Origin of the sequence: Kribbella sp. CA-294648 (genome assembly GCF_050943845.1) — a bacterium.
In the GTDB taxonomy this organism is placed as follows: Bacteria; Actinomycetota; Actinomycetes; order Propionibacteriales; family Kribbellaceae; genus Kribbella.
The window spans coordinates 3,626,610-3,641,879 of sequence record NZ_CP191981.1 but is presented as its reverse complement, the minus strand read 5'-3'; the positions used below and the strand labels follow the sequence as shown (position 1 = coordinate 3,641,879).

Genomic DNA, 15,270 nt, shown 5'->3' with positions numbered 1-15,270 from the left:
TCCCCGGTGGGTGTCAGGGGTCTGAGAGGGTTTGGTCGTGAATCGATCGCGGATCGCTGTGCTGGCCTTGCTTGCGGTGGCGGCGGCTTGGGGGTCTACGTTCTTTTTGACCAAGGATCTGCTCGAGCGGATGGACGTCGCCGACTACCTTGCGTTGCGGTTCGCGATTGCGGCGTTGGCGTTGATTTTGATTCATCCGCCGGCGATCTCGAAGCTCAGTCGGCTGGATCGTGGCCGGGGTGTTGCCCTTGGCATCGTTTACGGGGTCGCGCAGCTGGTGCAGACCGAAGGCTTGCGGCACACCTCAGCTAGCGTGTCCGGGTTCGTGACCGGCATGTACGTGGTGTTCACTCCGTTGCTCGCGGCCGTGATCCTGCGGCACCGGATCGGGCGGTGGGCGTGGGTGGCGGTGGTGCTCGCGACCATCGGGCTCGCGGTTCTTTCGTTGCGCGGGTTCAGCATGGGGACGGGCGAGTTGCTGACGCTGGCCTCGGCCGGGCTCTACGCGCTCCACATCATCGGGCTCGGGGCGTGGTCGACCTCCGCCAACGCCTTCGGGCTGTCGGCGCTGCAGATGGTGACGATCACCGCCGTGTGCGCGGTCGGAGCCATCCCCGGCGGGTTCTCCCTCCCGGGTGGTGCGGGAGACTGGGTCCGGGTGGTCTACATGGCGTTGATCGCGGGGGCGCTCGCGCTGATCGTGCAGACCTGGTCGCAGGCGTACCTGACTCCGACCCGGGCGGCAATCGCGATGACGATGGAGCCGGTGTTCGCGTCAGCGTTCGCCGTACTGTTCGGGTCGGACAGCCTGACCCTGCGGATGCTGATCGGTGGGGCGCTGGTGATGTCGGCGATGTACCTGGTCGAGCTCGCGCCGCGGCGCAAGTTCGAGGCCGAGGTCCAGCATCTCGGCCAGTAGCGGCACGTAGACGGAGGAAGGGACGAGATGCGGGACAACAGCGCGCGGCGGGTGCGGTACTTCCCGTACGCCGTGATCGCGCTCCTGCTCGCCGTCCTGGCCACCGGCACCGCGGTGAACCTCGATCGCAACCCCCAACCGCAGCTGGTTGCCGAAGGCATCACAGGACGGTCGGGACCGGTCGTGGTCGGTACGCCGATCGACTCGGCCGACCTGTCCAGGCCGGAGCTGATCCGCGCCGCACTGGCCGATCTCGACGCGCTCACCCTGCCGGACGGCGCGACGCTGGCCGGCTGGGACGGGCCGTGGCGTTACGTCTGGCCGCGCGACGCGTCGTTCGTGGCTGCCGCGCGGTGCTCGGTCGGCCAGTACGCCGAAGCCGACAAGGTGCTCGGATTCCTCGCCAAGATCCGGCCGTCGTCAGGTCGCTGGGGTGCCCGGTACTCCGCTCCGGAGGGCACCGAGCCCCGAGACGGCCGCGAACCCCAACTCGACGGCTCGGGCTGGGTGCTCTGGGCAACGTGGTTCTGCGCCGAAACCCGCGCCAAAGCAGGAGCCAACACAGGAGCCAAGGCGGGAGCCACCTCAGGCGGAAACGCAGACCCGGCCCTCACTCCCCTGGCCGACTACTGGCCGATGGTCCGCGAATCAGGTGACCAGATCGTCGCCGAACTGGGTGACGACGACCTGCCCGCGGCCTCGCCCGACTACTGGGAGCGGCCGGAGCGCAACGTCACGCTCGGGACCATCGCACCGTTGATCACCGGCCTCCGGTCCGGACTGGCCATCGCGAAAACGCTGGATCGCAGTACCGAGGTCACCGCCTGGCAGGACGCGGCCGACAGGTTGTCCAAGGCAACCGATCGGACCTTCGGGCCTGACTATCCGCGGACCCCGGCGGAGGCGGTCAGCTTCGTTGAGCCAGGCATCGAACCCATCGCGATCGAAGGTGGCGCGGACGCGATCGTGACCATTCTCGGACCGCCGTTCGCCCCCGCCCGCGAGGTCGTCACCAAGGCGATCGAGCGGACCCACAAAGCGCTCTCCCAGCCCAACGGCGGCGTCACACCCGGCGAGCAGTGGCGGACCGACGGCGTCGCCTGGACGCCGCAGACCGCGCTGTTCGCGCTCAGCGCCGCCGCACGGGGCGACCGCGGTACGGCGGAGGAACTGCTCGCCTGGCTCGACGCGCACCGTACCGCCACCGGATCCCTTCCAGAGAAGGTCAACCGCGACGTCAAGCCGGCCGGCGAGGCACCCCTGGCCTGGACCACAGCCCTCGTGGTCCTCACCGCCTCGGCCCTGGATCACCCCCTACCGATTCCATAAGCAATTAGAGGATCTCCATCACGTCATGCGTCGGCGCTTCGGGCCGCGTAGTACTGGTCGCAGTGGAGTAGAAGAAAGCGGTCGACGCGATGTCGTCCTGCAGCGGCAGGTAGCGGCCTCCCGAGCGCCAGCCCAGCGCCTGGACGTCGACGCGCAGCTTGGTGCGGAAGCGGATCGGGTCAGGCAGGTGGAACCGGTACATCCCGAACCGCTGCTGGCTCTGGTACTGCCCGTCCGGCCGGATCACCTGCGGCAGCCCGAGGTACGGCGTACTGAACTCCGTGTAGCCGCCGCGGTCCTCGCCCAGGTCGAAGTTCCAGGCGCCACCGAAGTAGTCCTCGGTCCCCGTGCCGCAGATGGTCGGGAACTCGTCGTCGTCATCGACGTAGAACTTGACCTCACCCTCACCCCACCACCCACTGCTGTTCACACCCCAGGCCAGATACGTCCCCACGTAATGCCCCGGCCCCTCCACACCATCGAGCAAGGTGTGGACGGTCTTCGAAGGCAGCGGATTGCTCCGCCGCCACTGCGTGTGGAGGTACGCCGATCCCTGCGCCAGAGCGCCCAGCCAGTAGTCCACCTGGAAGTACACGACGACCGCCTCGTCATGCGTGTTCTCCAGCGTCAACCGGGCCTGCGAGCTGAACGGCATCTCCCAGTAGCAGTTGAAGCCGCCATTGGGGTTCACCGACACCGGCAGCGCGTTGACCTGGGCGAACCGCCCCCAGCCGGAGCAGAAGAAGTCCCCTACCGGCGCCTCGATCGCCGGTGCCTCGTCGCCGTCCCAGTGACCGCGCAGGACGAGTCTGCGCCAGTTGTCGCTGTGCGTGGTGAGCCAGATGTGCGTGATGCAGCCGGGGCCGGCGATGTCCGCGAGCGTCACGGTCTCCCCCGCGGCGATCTCGATCGACGGCGAGACCTTCCAGCCGATCCCGAGATCGCGGGCGGCCCGCGCCCCGGTTCCCTCCGTACGCCGGCCGCCCTGGCCGGGCTCGCCGGTCGGGTTCTCCGCGCTGATGGAGCGGGTCTGGACGTCGACGACCGCACTGATTCCGGACAGGCTGGGAAGAGTCATGAGCCAGAGCCTAGGGTCCGAACCACTCCGCAGGAGATCTGGAAATCGATTTCTCACACTGTGGTCAGCAGGAGCGAATCTTGGCGTCCAGGCCGTGTTCGAAGCTCAGGCAGACCCGGGGCCGGCCCTCGTCCTTGCGGGGCCGGATGATCAGCGGGTAGGAGTCGGCGCCGCGGATCTCCGGGTTCCGCTCGGTTGCCAGCGAGCCGACCGCTCCGCCGCGCGCCTCGGTGGCCGCCTTCACCTGGGCGACCGACACCGCGCTGGCGACCTCCTTGAGAGCAGCGGCCTTCGCGTCGTCGGCGACGGCCAGCGCGAACTTGATCTCCGGTGGCTGCGACCAGGTGGTCGAGGTGATCGGGAAGACCAGCCCGAACATCAGGATCCCGGCGAACCCGACGATCGCCCGCAGTTTCCGCCGCTCGTCACTCCACAGCACGGCCGCACAGCACAGCGCCAGGACCAGCGTGATGCCCCTGAGGACCCAGTGCCGATCGAGGCGGCTGTCCACCGCGAGGGCCGCCGCCAGCGCGACCACCACACAGACCACAGCCGCAGTGACGGCACGAACGGGCGGCGACACAGATTTCATGCCGCCGACGATAGAGGTCAGCCTCTGCGGGCAGCGAATCCGGACCCGGTGCCCAGGGCATCACGGACGGCTACCGGCGCCGGCCGTCCATCTGTTCGAGGATCCTCGAATTGTCTGGGCAGCCGGCAACCAACCGACCTAGAGTGCAAACGGTCTCCGCTACCGTGGGGCCGACCGACCGAAGGCCACTGACTTGCTGACCAAGGAATCCGCGCACTTTCACAGCCAGGTCTCCGCCCGGATGCTGGAACTGTCCGTCGGCCTGCCCTCACCCTCCCAGCAGGTTGTCGAAAAGCTGCTCGCGGGCCAGGGCCTGCGCCGTACTCTCGTCGAAGCCTGTGCCGGTCACACCCCGGCCGCCGCGCTGCCGCCGGTCGTCACGCACTTCGCGGTCCGCGCCGCATCGATCGTCGAGTTGCTCCACCTGGCGTCCCAGCTGCACGAGGACGCCGGGACCGAGGTCGAGCTGCTGACCCGCGTCGCCCTCTTCGGCCTGGCCGCCAAAGAGGCCGCCGAGCTCGGCCAGACGGTCAGCGAGACCGTCGCGGCCACCGCGGCCGATCTCGCGCGCGGGCAACTGCTGGACGTCCAGCGCACCTTCGACAGCGGCTTCTCGCTGTCCGACTACGAGGAGCTGGCGCGGCAGAAGACCGGGCAGCTGCTCCGGTTGGCCTGCGTGCTCGGCGGCCAGGTGGCCGGCCGCAGCCTGGCGGACCTCGAGGTACTGGGCCGGTTCGGGATGGAGCTGGGTGCGGCCGTCCAGACTCTCGACGACGCCTTCGAGCTCGAGCTGGCGCTCGGCGGGCCGGAGGAGGCCCGCGAGCTGGCCGGCGCGTACTTCCGGCGTGCCCTCGCCCAGCTGGACGAACTCGGCGATGAGCAGGTGCGCGAGCGGATCGTGGTCGTCGCCCGGACGGAATGGGTCAAGCTGCAGTGACGATGCCCACTCCCGACGTGCTGGTGATCGGTGGCGGTCCCGCTGGAGCCGTAGCCGCCACCCGGCTGGCCGGGATGGGCGTCTCGGTGCTGCTGGTCGACTCGGCCAGCGGATTCAGACCGCCGTACGACGTGGTGCTCAGTGAATCGACGATCAGCGGTCTGCCGGTCGAGCTGCCGACGCGGCCGGTGAACTCGTTGCGGCTTAGGTTCGGCAGCCGCGACTCACGGGTGGTGCCCGTTCCTGAGCTCTATCTGTGCGATCAGGCGATCTTCCGCGAGCGGCTTCTGCAAGCTGCGGCCGATGCCGGCGTCACCGTGGTCAAAGGCACGGCGACCCTGGAAGCTGGGTCGCGCCTCGTGGTCCAGGATTCCGACGGTACGACGTTCGCCCCGGACGCCGCTCACGTCGTTCTTGCGACAGGTGGCTCCGGGCCCTTGACGCGGCCCCCGGCTCAGCAGGCGAGCGGCTTCACCTATTCACGTCTTGTCTACGGTTCTGAGCGCAGCCCCGAAACAACCCTGTACCTCTCGGCACCGACAACACCCGGAGGTACGACGACCTCCGCCTGGGTGCTCCAAGGGCCTGACGACACCTGCACCTTGACCATCACCACCTCGAACCGGGACAGGTCCGGCGAGGAACTTTTCGCCGAGACTGTGGCCGAACTGTCCGCGGTCGAGCCGTACTTCGCCAAGATCCGCGCGACCTGTCCGGGCGTCGGTGCGGACACGAACTTCGGTTTCAGCGCGGATACCTGCGTCGACCAGGGCCGGATCCTGGTCGGTGACGCCGCCGGGCTGACGAATCCCTTCACCGGCGAGGGAATCAGCTCCGCCGTACAGAGCGGCACGATCGCCGCGAACTGCATCGCCCAGGCACTCGACGACCCGGCGGCCGCGGCTTCGCAGTACCGGGACGAGGTGACTCGGACCTTTGTCGGGTACTTCGAAACGAACGAGCACGCCGTCCGTCGCTACCAGCTCGCCTGGCGGACGATGGCGGCCACGCTGACCGACGACAGCCCGTTCTTCACCAAGGCCCGTCGCGCGATGATCCTTCCTGCCGGGCTGCGGAGCGTCGGCAGCCGCCAGGAGATCGACCTGAACCCGGCGGATTCCTTGCTGGTCAAGTCGTTCATCACCACCTGCGACTCGCTCGAGAGCGCCGCTGTCCGAACGGAGTGGCCGCTCCTGGTCCGGCTGCTGGCCGCCAACGAGGGCCCGCTGGCCCACGGGCTGCGTCCGGCCGTTCCCTTCCTGGCCGCCGTGGTCGCGGGTGGATCACCACCGCCGGAAGCCGCTGCTCAAGTGGCGGCCGGGATCGAGCTAGCGACACTCGCGATACTGGCCTTCGTCGGCGCTCCCGAGGCGCCGGGCAGCCCCGAACGCGGAATCGACTGGGCCCGAGCCACAACGGTCGTGGCCAGCGACTTCCTGCTCAGTGTCGCGGCGGACCTTGTCGTCGGCGTCGGCCACCCATCACTGCCCTGGGCCTTCGCCGACTGGGTGCGCGAACTCACCGCCCTGCGGATCGGCCGGCTCCAGCCCGACGGGCTGCTCCGGACGCCGGCGGCCGAGCTCTTCGGGGCGCTCTTCGAGTTCCCCTGCCGAGCCGGCGCCGAGCTGGCCGGCCTCCCGTTGAACCGGTCCGCGCAACTGCGCGACCACGGCTACCACAGCGGCAAGGCATTCCTGTACGCCGAAGACCTGCGCGCCCTGCATGCCCGCCCCACCCGCCTCGACACGACCCACGACCACTTGCTGCGCAGCCGCGTCTCGGCGCTCCCCGATCTCCTGCCGGGCGCCACCGACTTCGATGCCGGCCAAGCCGACCCGGTACTCCGGAAAGCGCTGGCGAACGAACTGTCCCGGACCACCGTGACCGGCCTCGCGGCCCGGTCCACCAGGATCCTGAACGCCTTCGTCCGAGCACTCGCCGAGCCCTGATCCACCCGCCTCAGCGCGGCGCGGACACGCCGGTGAGGAGTGTCCCGGCGGGTCGGGCCTGGCAGATTCGATGCTGTCCTTGACCGCCCCCAAGGGAATGGATGCCGGTGTGAAGAACGATGACCCAGGTACTTGGAGTGTCTCCCGACGCCGGGCTCTGCAGCTGAGTGGTGGCGCGGCCGCGGTCGGTGCCCTACCGATCACCTCGGCCACCGCCGCGCCCCGCAGTACGGGTGGGCAGGCAGTGTTGACCGAGGGCACCAACTTCATGGTTTCGGTGTCGCCCGACGGGCAGTGGCTCGCGTTCGATCTGGTCACAGCCATCTGGGTGACGCCGGCCGGTGGCGGGCGTTCGCGGCGGCTGACCGATGACCTGCAGGATGCGACCCGGCCGCGTTGGTCTCCCGACGGCTCGACCATCTACTTCCAGTCCTATCGGGACGGCAACTTCCATCTGTGGTCGATCCGGCCCGACGGTTCGGGGCTGCGCCAGCTGACGACCGGGCGCTTGGACCACCGCGAGCCTGCGGCGTCGCCGGACGGGAAGTCGATCGTGTTCTCGTCCGACCGCGGTGGCACCGGCAGCTACGGGATCCATCGGCTCAGTCTGAGCAACGGGACCATCGTCGCGCTGACCGATGACACCAGCGAAGAGGCCGAGCCGGTCTACTCCCCCGACGGCCGGAAGATCGCCTTCACGGTCGACGCGACGTCGATCGTCGAGCTGGACCTGACCACCGGCCAGCGCCGTACGGCGGTCCCTGCTCGGACCGGGAGCACTGTCTACGGACCGGCGTACTCCGCTGGCGGTCAGCTTGCCCATGTCCGGCTGACCGGCCCGGTGAGCGAACTCGTCGTCGGCGATCAGGCGGTGACGACCGGCAAGGACGTCTTCGCCGTACCGCCCTCCTGGGAGGGTGGCGGTGACATCTTCTACACCGCGGACGGCTTGGTCCGAAGGCTGCGGCTCGGTGGAGCTGACACCGCGATCGCGTTCACGGCCGTGGTCCCGGTGACGTCACGGCGGCCGCGGCCGAAGTCGCCGGACATCGAGTCGGTGCGGCGCCGGCCAGTTCTCGGGATCGCCGGTCCTGCGGTCTCTCCGGACGGTCGCTGGATGGCCTTCCGGGCGTTGAACGCGCTCTGGCTGGCGCCGACCAGTGGCCGGGGGCAACCACGCAAGATTGTTGCCGACGGCTACTTCAACTCGGATCCCGACTTCTCGCCGGACGGCAAGAAGTTGCTCTATGCAAGCGATCGGGACGGCACCGCCGATCTCTGGTTGCACGATCTGGCGACCGGTGCCGACAGCAAGCTCTCTTCGTTGCCCGGGGCACAGACCGCGCCCAGGTTCTCCCCCGATGGCCGGCAGATCGCCTACCAGGACCAGGACGGCATCGCGTGGGTGCTCGACATCGGCTCGGGTGAGGTCCGGCAGCTCACCCCGACGCTGTTTCAGCCGGGCCGGGTGAGCTGGTCCGCCGATGGCCGCACGATCGTGCTCGCCGCGGTCAAACCGTTCTCCAAACGCTTCCGCGAAGGCACCAGCCAGCTCCTGTACGTCGACGTGGCAACGACCGCTCTCGAGTACGTCGAACCGATGCCGTTCCGCTCCCTGGCCACCAGAGGCGACGACGGCCCAGTCTTCTCGCCCGACGGCAAATGGCTCGCCTTCGTCGTCGAGAGCCTCCTGTACGTCGTACCGGTGGATGGCCGGGGTCGCTTCACCGGTCAGCCGCGGGCGGTCACCTCGGAGGTGACCGACTCGCCTGTATGGCAGGACGGTCGGACGCTGCTCTACCTGCATAACGGTCAGGTCCGGCGTACCGATGTGCGGGGGTCGCGGCCGCAGACGGTCAAGGTCGACCTGCATTGGCAACGCGCCACGGTGAACCAGCGCGTGACGATCCACGCCGGTGCGCTCTGGGACGGGCGAGCCGAGGAGTTGCGACGCGACGTCGACATCGTCGTGGACGGGTCGAAGATCGCCGCGGTCCGTCCACATCAGGGCAAGGCGGACATCGACGCGAGTGCGCTGACGGTGATGCCGGGGCTGATCGACTCCCACAACCACTGGCACCTTCGCGGCCGCGCCTGGGGTGCACGGCAGGGCAATCTGTGGCTTTCCTACGGGATCACGACCACGCGCTCCCCCGGCGATCCCGTCTACCAGATGCAGGAAACCCGGGAAGCCCTCGCTGAGGGATCTCTGACCGGTCCGCGGTTCTTCGCCACGGGTGAGGCGATCGACGGGTCCAGGGTCTTCTACAACTTCATGCGTCCGACGCTGTCGATGCGCCAGCTCGGTCTGGAGCTCGACCGGGTCGAAGGGCTCGCGTACGACTTGGTGAAGACGTACGTGCGGTTGCCGGTGGAGTACCAGCGACGGGCCATCGCGGCGGTTCACCGGCTGGGGCTGCAGTTGTCGTCGCACTACCTGTATCCGGCCGAGCACCTTGGCATGGACGGGATGGAACACACCGGCGCGACCAACCGGCTCGGGTACTCGCACACGGTCAGCCGGCTCGGGCGCGCGTACTCCGACGTGATCACGCTGTTCACGAAGGCCGGGCTGTCGGTCACGCCTACGCTCTTCAACTCGACGATGGCACATGTCGACGATCCGTCGCTGCTCACCGACCGGCGGACCACCACGCTGTTCCCCTCCTGGGAGTACGCCGCGCTGCAGGCGGAGGTCAGCACGGCCTCGGGTCCGGCCGGGGTCACTACGCGGGCTCTGCTGGCCGGCAACGTCGACATGGTGTTGCGCATCCATCGGGGTGGGGGCCTGGTCATCGCAGGTACGGACGCTCCGCTGGACAACATCGCGATCTCGCTCCATGCGAATCTGCGGTCGATGGTCGCGGGCGGCTTCACGCCGTACGAGGCGTTGACGACCGCTACCCGCAATCCGGCCAAGTGGCTGGCGCTGGAGGACAAGCTGGGCGTCGTACGGGCCGGGGCGCAGGCGGATCTCGCGTTCGTGAAGGGTGATCCGCTGGCGGACATCCGGCACGCGGCCGCGGTCGAGCAGGTGATGCTGGCCGGGAGGCTGCACACCGTCGACTCGTTGCTCGCGCCCTACACCGGGCAGCAGGTCGCTCCGGCATTGGTTGCTTCAGGCAACACGCCGCGGCCGCTCAGCCGGGAGCAGGCGCACGCCCACGACCCGCAGTACTGGTGGCACGAGCCCGAGTGGCTGCACCGGCTTTGCTGCGAGGGGTAGCGGCTGCCTGGAGGAGGCGGTTGCCCAGGACCGTGAGGGCCTCGCGGAGTTCGGGCGGGGTCACGACGGTGAAGGACTGTTCGAGGGAGGCGAGGCGGTAGGCGTACCACTCGGGATCCTCGGTGCTGCCCGTGAGCCGGGTGCGCTTCTCGTCGATCGGCTCGAGGCGGCCCAGGGTGCGGGCCAGGACGACCTCGGCGATCGGGGCGTCGATCACCACCTCGACTGGGTACTTCCAGCCCTGGGCGAAGTGGTCCTGGATCGCGGTGACCGGATCGAGGTCGTCCGGCGGGATGAAGGTGTCGGGCAGCGTCTCGGTGGTGGTCACGCGGTCGACCCGTAGCACGCGCTGTGCGTCCTTCGTGTGCGACCAGCAGAGCAGATACCAGAGGCCGTGGCGCACCGAGACGGCCCAGGGGTCGACGTCCATGGTGATGGTGTCGCGGTCTCCCCGGCGATAACCGATGCGCAGCCGGCGGCCGGCAGTACAGGCTTGGACCAGGGCCGCGGTCGTCTCCGGGTCGGGGTAGGTGCCCTCGGCGGCCTGCGGCGGAGTGATCAGCCGGCGCATCGACTCGGCCGGCTCGGCGACCGGCTTCGGCAGCACGCGGATGATTTTGCTGAGCGCGCTCCCGGCCGGGTCCGTCGGGTCGGACGCGCGGTGATGGCCTTCGAGCGCGGCCATCATCAACCCGAGCGCCTCGGCGGTCGAGAACATCAACGGCGGCAGCCGGAAACCACGGCCGAGGCGATAGCCGCCGTACCGGCCTGGGGTGGACTCGACCGGGATGCCGGCCTCGCGCAGGATTCCGACGTACCGCCGCGCGGCCCGGTCGCTGACGCCCAATCGGTCCCCGAGCCGCTCGCCGCTGATGCCCGGGCAGTCCTGGATCAGCTCCAGCGCCAGTAACGCTTTCGCCGTCGGGCTCACTTCGTCCACAATCACAGTAGAACCCACATCCCGGAAGCTGAACGTCCGGAATGGAGATTACCGTCTGGGCCATGACAGAGCACGACCTCCCCCATGAGGCCCCCATCGCCGGCACCGAACTCGAGACCATGCTGGGCTCGCTGGAGCGGCAACGCGCGATCTTCGCCTGGAAGTGCGGCGGGCTGGACTCCGCCGGGCTCCGGGCCTCGCATCCGCCGTCGAAGCTGACGCTGGGCGGCCTGGTCAAACACCTGGCGCTGGTCGAGGACGAGTACTTCACGCGGAGGTTGCTCGGCGAGGAGTGGGGTTCACCGTGGGACAGCGCGGACTGGGATGCCGACCCGGATTGGGAGTGGCACTCGGCGGCTGAGGATTCGCCGCAGGAGCTCTACGCGCTCTGGCAGGAGGCGACTGACCGGTCGCGGGCGGCTGTTGCCGCAGTACTGGACAACGGCGGGCTGGATCAGCTGGCGGCGTACAAGAACGGGAACGGTGAGTCGCCCAGTTTGCGGCGGATCATGATCGATCTGATCGAGGAGTACGCCCGGCATGCGGGCCATGCCGATCTGATCCGCGAGTCCGTGGACGGGCTGACCGGCGAAGACCCGCCGCGGTAGCCGGGCCGGCCGCGCTGGCCGAGCCGGCAGTTAGAAAGGGAGCTTGGGCTGTGGCGGGGCGTGGGTGGGGTCGACGCCGTCGAAGAGGCTGCTGACCGACTCGCCCTCGTGGATGCGTTTGATCGCCTCGGCGAACAGGCCGCTGACCGAGCTGACCTGCAGTTCGGGGAAACCTTCGGGACGCGGGACGGTGTCGGTGCTGATCACCTCGGTGATGGACGGGTGGGAGCGCAGCCGCTCGACCGCCTTGCCAGCGAACAGACCGTGGGTCGTCGCCACCGCGGCCTGCGTGCACCCAAGGTCCTTCAGCCGGTCGAGAAGCTCGATGATCGACCCGCCTGTCGCGATCTCGTCGTCCAGGATGATCGCCTTCTTGCCGGCCACGTCACCGACGATCGCATCGATCACCACCCGGTCGTCGGACAACCGCTGCTTGCTGCCCGCGGCCACCGGCAGCCCGAGCAGGCGGGCGAACTGGGTCGCGGTCTTCGCGTTGCCGAGATCCGGGCTGACCACGACGGTGTTGCTCAGATCGGTACCGCGGAAGTGCTCGGCCAGGACGCCGATCGCGGTCAGGTGGTCGACCGGTACGGAGAAGAACCCGTGCACCTGCGGCGCGTGCAGCGTCATCGTCAGCACCCGGTCGGCACCGGCCGCGACCAGCAGGTCGGCCACCAGCCGGCCCCCGATCGAGATCCGCGACGCGTCCTTCTTGTCCGAGCGCGCGTAGGCGTAGTGCGGCATCACCGCGGTGATCTGGGCGGCCGAGGCACCCCGGGCGGCGTCGATCATCAGGAGCAGCTCCATCAGGTGCTCCTGAGTCGGCGGAACCAGCGGCTGGACGATGTACACGTCCCGCTGGCGGCAGTTCACCTGCAACTGGACCTGTAGGCAGTCATTGCTGAACCGGTGGATCTCCACCGGCGACAGCTCCACGCCGAGATCGGCACAGATCTGCTTGGCAAGGCTGGAATGGGCACTTCCGCTGAACACGACGATCTCTCGCACGGCTCTCCCCGAATGCTGCGTCCCGACAGCGGTGAGCCTACCTGCCGACTGTTGAGTTCCAGCAGTCGGCAGGTGGCACTTGGACCTTGCGAATAGCTATCAGTGCAAGAGGCCGGCGACCACTTCGGCTGCCCGGCGGCAGTCCGTGGTCGAGGCATCCAGATGAGTGACGAGACGGAGCTGGGTGACGCCCACTCCGCCGATCAGTACGCCTTCCGCCTTGGCCTTGGCGACGACCTCGGCGACCGTCTTGCCGGTGGCGGCAAGGTCGGCGACGACGATGTTGGTGTCGACCTGGTCCGGCTTGACCGAGCCCGGCGCGGCGTCGGCGAGGATCTCCGCGATCTGGCGTGCATGAGCGTGGTCCTCGGCGAGGCGATCGACGTTGTGGCGGATCGCGTACAGCCCGGCGGCAGCCAGTACGCCGGCCTGACGCCAGCCAGCACCCAGTCGCTTGCGCCAGACCCGGGCCTCCTTGATCAGCTCGGCCGAGCCGACCAGCACCGAGCCGATCGGTGCGCCCAGACCCTTCGACAGGCACACACTCGCTGCCGCGGCCCGGCCCGCGTAAGCAGCCATCGGTACGCCGGTCGCCACCGACGCGTTCCACAGCCGGGCCCCGTCGAGGTGGAGCGGGACGCCGAGCGAGTCCAGCTCGTCGGCCAGGGCGTCGTACGAGGTCTGGATGGTGCCGCCGCCGAAGTTGTGGGTGTTCTCGACCGAGACGGCGGCGGTTGGAACGAAGTACGGGCCGAGGTCGGGGGCGATCAGGGCGCGGATCTGGTCGAGGTCGATCTGGCCGCCGGGCGCGCTCCAGGTGCGGGTGGTGATACCGCTGATCGCGGCGTGCGCACCCAGCTCGGCACGCGCGACGTGCGCGCTCGCTTCGCAGAGCACCTCAGTGCCAGGAGCAGCAAGCGCCCGTACGCCGAGGATGTTGGCCAGCGACCCGCTGACCGTGAACAGCCCGGCCTCGTGCCCGAGCAACCCGGCGACGGCTTCCTCGAGCTCCGTGACCGTCGGATCCTCGCCGTAGACATCGTCACCGACAGGCGCACTTGTCATCGCCGCCAGCATCCCGGCGGACGGTTTGGTGACGGTGTCGGACCGGAGATCGATCACGCTCGTGCGCCTCGCAGGCGTTCGGCTACCAGGAAGGCGAGTTCGAGGGACTGGTGGCGGTTCAGACGCGGGTCGCAGGCGGTTTCGTAGCGATTGACCAGGTCCTCGGCGACCAGCTCCTCGCCGCCGCCCAGACACTCGGTGACGTCGTCGCCGGTGAGCTCGATGTGCATGCCACCCGGCCAGGTGCCGACCTGCTCGTGGGCGTCGAAGAAGCCCTGCACCTCGTCGATCACGTCGTCGAAGTTGCGGGTCTTGTAGCCGTTCGGCGTCTCGTAGGTGTTGCCGTGCATCGGGTCGCACACCCACGCGATCGGCGAGCCGTGGTCGCGGACCGCCTCCAGCAGCGGTGGCAGTCCGGCGCGGATCTTACCCGCGCCCATCCGGGTGATGAAGGTCAGCCGGCCCTCGATGCCCTTCGGGTTCAGCTTGTCGATCAGCGCCCGGATGTACTCCGGGGTCGTGGTCGGGCCGATCTTCACGCCCAGCGGGTTGCTCAGCGTCGACAGGAACTCGATGTGCGCGCCGTCCAGCTGCCGGGTCCGCTCCCCCACCCAGAGCAGGTGGCCGGACACGTCGTACGGCTGCTGGGTCCGCGAGTCGATCCGGGTCAGGGCGTGCTCGTACTCCAGGATCAGCGCCTCGTGCGAGGCGTAGAAGTCGACCGTCTTGAACTCGTCGGCCGTGCCGCCACAGGCCCGCATGAAGGCGAGGGCGCGCTCGATCTCGCTGGCGAGCTGCTCGTACCTCTGCCCGACCGGCGAGGCCTTCACGAAGTCGGTGTTCCAGGCATGCACCTGGTGCAGGTCGGCGTACCCACCGGTGGTGAACGCGCGAGTCAGGTTGAGCGTCGCGGCCGCCGCGTTGTAGACACCGCGGAGCCGCTGCGGGTCCGGGATCCGCGCCTCGGGCGTGAAGTCCAGCCCGTTCACGGCGTCCCCCCGGTACGACGGCAGCGTCACGCCGTCGCGGGTCTCCTCGCCACTGCTCCGGGGCTTCGCGTACTGGCCGGCGATCCGGCCGACCTTGACGACCGGCACGCTCGCGGCGTACTGGAGCACGACCGACATCTGCAGCAGCACCCGGAGCTTGGCCCGGATGTTCTCGGCGGTCACCCCGTCGAAGGTCTCGGCGCAGTCACCACCCTGCAGCAGGAACGCCTCACCCCGCGCGACGGCCCCGATCTTGGTGGTCAGATCGTCGCACTCACCGGCGAAAACCAGCGGCGGCAACGTCCGCAACTGCCCGATGACGTGGTCGAGCACGACCTGGTCCGGCCACTCCGGCTGCTGCAACGGCTTGAGCCCGCGCAGCTCCTCCAACGAAGGAACCCCCGGCACCAACCCAGCACTCAACTCCGCAAATTGCATACCCCAACCCTATTCGAGCCCGCGGATCCCCCACCCACCCGTCTCACCCCCCACCGGCTGAGCCGTCAAACCTCGGGTCGACCGGGGCGGGAAATACCCCCGAACTGGGCCAGGATGCTCCCCGGAATCGGGCAAGTTCCTCCCCGGACGGGTTGTCCACAGGGTGCCTTGCGGAGTTCGGTACTGCGGGAA

12 protein-coding genes are annotated in these 15,270 nt (G+C 68.9%); 6 read left to right on the top strand and 6 right to left on the bottom strand.

All coding sequences use genetic code 11. The features are described 5' to 3' along the window. The first annotated feature begins 37 nt into the window (after positions 1 to 37). Positions 38 to 919 (top strand): DMT family transporter, encoded by an 882-nt coding sequence (locus tag ACQPYM_RS17330; protein ID WP_433021834.1) that lies wholly within the window; start codon positions 38 to 40, stop codon positions 917 to 919. Positions 920 to 946: 27 nt separating this feature from the next. Beyond that, positions 947 to 2,248: a glucoamylase gene (locus ACQPYM_RS17325; protein ID WP_433021832.1), complete on the top strand. Its 1,302-nt coding sequence runs from the start codon at positions 947 to 949 to the stop codon at positions 2,246 to 2,248. Between the two features lie 4 nt (positions 2,249 to 2,252). Here the strand turns inward: ACQPYM_RS17325 and ACQPYM_RS17320 are convergent, their stop codons facing one another. Beyond that, positions 2,253 to 3,326, bottom strand: a complete 1,074-nt coding sequence (locus tag ACQPYM_RS17320; protein WP_433021830.1) for a glycoside hydrolase family 172 protein — start codon at positions 3,324 to 3,326, stop codon at positions 2,253 to 2,255. A 64-nt stretch (positions 3,327 to 3,390) separates the two neighbouring features. Next, positions 3,391 to 3,918, bottom strand: a complete 528-nt coding sequence (locus ACQPYM_RS17315) for a hypothetical protein (protein ID WP_433021828.1) — start codon at positions 3,916 to 3,918, stop codon at positions 3,391 to 3,393. A gap of 193 nt (positions 3,919 to 4,111) precedes the next feature. On the opposite strand from ACQPYM_RS17315, the gene ACQPYM_RS17310 reads away from it, so the two are divergent. From ACQPYM_RS17310 to ACQPYM_RS17300, 3 genes are all read left to right on the top strand, one after another. Then, on the top strand, positions 4,112 to 4,855 hold the full coding sequence (locus tag ACQPYM_RS17310) for a polyprenyl synthetase family protein (protein ID WP_433021826.1): 744 nt from the start codon (positions 4,112 to 4,114) through the stop codon (positions 4,853 to 4,855). Between the two features lie 2 nt (positions 4,856 to 4,857). Then, positions 4,858 to 6,804: an FAD-dependent monooxygenase gene (locus ACQPYM_RS17305; protein ID WP_433021824.1), complete on the top strand. Its 1,947-nt coding sequence runs from the start codon at positions 4,858 to 4,860 to the stop codon at positions 6,802 to 6,804. A 70-nt stretch (positions 6,805 to 6,874) separates the two neighbouring features. Beyond that, positions 6,875 to 10,030, top strand: coding sequence for a DPP IV N-terminal domain-containing protein (locus ACQPYM_RS17300; RefSeq protein WP_433021823.1), 3,156 nt, complete (start codon positions 6,875 to 6,877; stop codon positions 10,028 to 10,030). Here ACQPYM_RS17300 and ACQPYM_RS17295 read toward each other — a convergent pair. Beyond that, positions 9,945 to 10,970 (bottom strand): helix-turn-helix transcriptional regulator, encoded by a 1,026-nt coding sequence (locus ACQPYM_RS17295; RefSeq protein WP_433021821.1) that lies wholly within the window; start codon positions 10,968 to 10,970, stop codon positions 9,945 to 9,947. The genes ACQPYM_RS17300 and ACQPYM_RS17295 overlap by 86 nt on opposite strands. A gap of 62 nt (positions 10,971 to 11,032) precedes the next feature. Here ACQPYM_RS17295 and ACQPYM_RS17290 point away from each other — a divergent pair, with 62 nt between their 5' ends. After that, complete coding sequence (locus tag ACQPYM_RS17290) at positions 11,033 to 11,578, top strand: DinB family protein (RefSeq protein ID WP_433021819.1); 546 nt, start codon at positions 11,033 to 11,035, stop codon at positions 11,576 to 11,578. Between the two features lie 30 nt (positions 11,579 to 11,608). On the opposite strand, the gene ACQPYM_RS17285 is transcribed toward ACQPYM_RS17290, so the two are convergent. The 3 genes from ACQPYM_RS17285 to ACQPYM_RS17275 all read right to left on the bottom strand — a co-directional run bounded on the left by ACQPYM_RS17285 (position 11,609) and on the right by ACQPYM_RS17275 (position 15,078). Next, positions 11,609 to 12,586, bottom strand: a complete 978-nt coding sequence (locus tag ACQPYM_RS17285; RefSeq protein WP_433021817.1) for a ribose-phosphate diphosphokinase — start codon at positions 12,584 to 12,586, stop codon at positions 11,609 to 11,611. Positions 12,587 to 12,685: 99 nt separating this feature from the next. After that, the gene (locus ACQPYM_RS17280; protein ID WP_433021815.1) at positions 12,686 to 13,708 is read right to left on the bottom strand and encodes a threonine aldolase family protein; all 1,023 of its coding nucleotides are present in this window, start codon (positions 13,706 to 13,708) and stop codon (positions 12,686 to 12,688) included. Next, complete coding sequence (locus ACQPYM_RS17275) at positions 13,705 to 15,078, bottom strand: class II 3-deoxy-7-phosphoheptulonate synthase (protein WP_433021813.1); 1,374 nt, start codon at positions 15,076 to 15,078, stop codon at positions 13,705 to 13,707. Before ACQPYM_RS17275 ends, ACQPYM_RS17280 begins: the two co-directional genes overlap by 4 nt. Between the last annotated feature and the right edge of the window lie 192 nt (positions 15,079 to 15,270).

What these genes read in the sequence shown, in the direction of transcription:
- ACQPYM_RS17315 (WP_433021828.1), bottom strand. Translation starts at nt 3,918, where the DNA reads ATGAAATCTGTGTCGCCGCCCGTTCGTGCCGTCACTGCGGCTGTGGTC.
- ACQPYM_RS17305 (WP_433021824.1), top strand. Translation starts at nt 4,858, where the DNA reads ATGCCCACTCCCGACGTGCTGGTGATCGGTGGCGGTCCCGCTGGAGCC.
- ACQPYM_RS17300 (WP_433021823.1), top strand. Translation starts at nt 6,875, where the DNA reads ATGCTGTCCTTGACCGCCCCCAAGGGAATGGATGCCGGTGTGAAGAAC.
- ACQPYM_RS17275 (WP_433021813.1), bottom strand. Translation starts at nt 15,078, where the DNA reads ATGCAATTTGCGGAGTTGAGTGCTGGGTTGGTGCCGGGGGTTCCTTCG.
- ACQPYM_RS17290 (WP_433021819.1), top strand. Translation starts at nt 11,033, where the DNA reads ATGACAGAGCACGACCTCCCCCATGAGGCCCCCATCGCCGGCACCGAA.
- ACQPYM_RS17320 (WP_433021830.1), bottom strand. Translation starts at nt 3,326, where the DNA reads ATGACTCTTCCCAGCCTGTCCGGAATCAGTGCGGTCGTCGACGTCCAG.
- ACQPYM_RS17325 (WP_433021832.1), top strand. Translation starts at nt 947, where the DNA reads ATGCGGGACAACAGCGCGCGGCGGGTGCGGTACTTCCCGTACGCCGTG.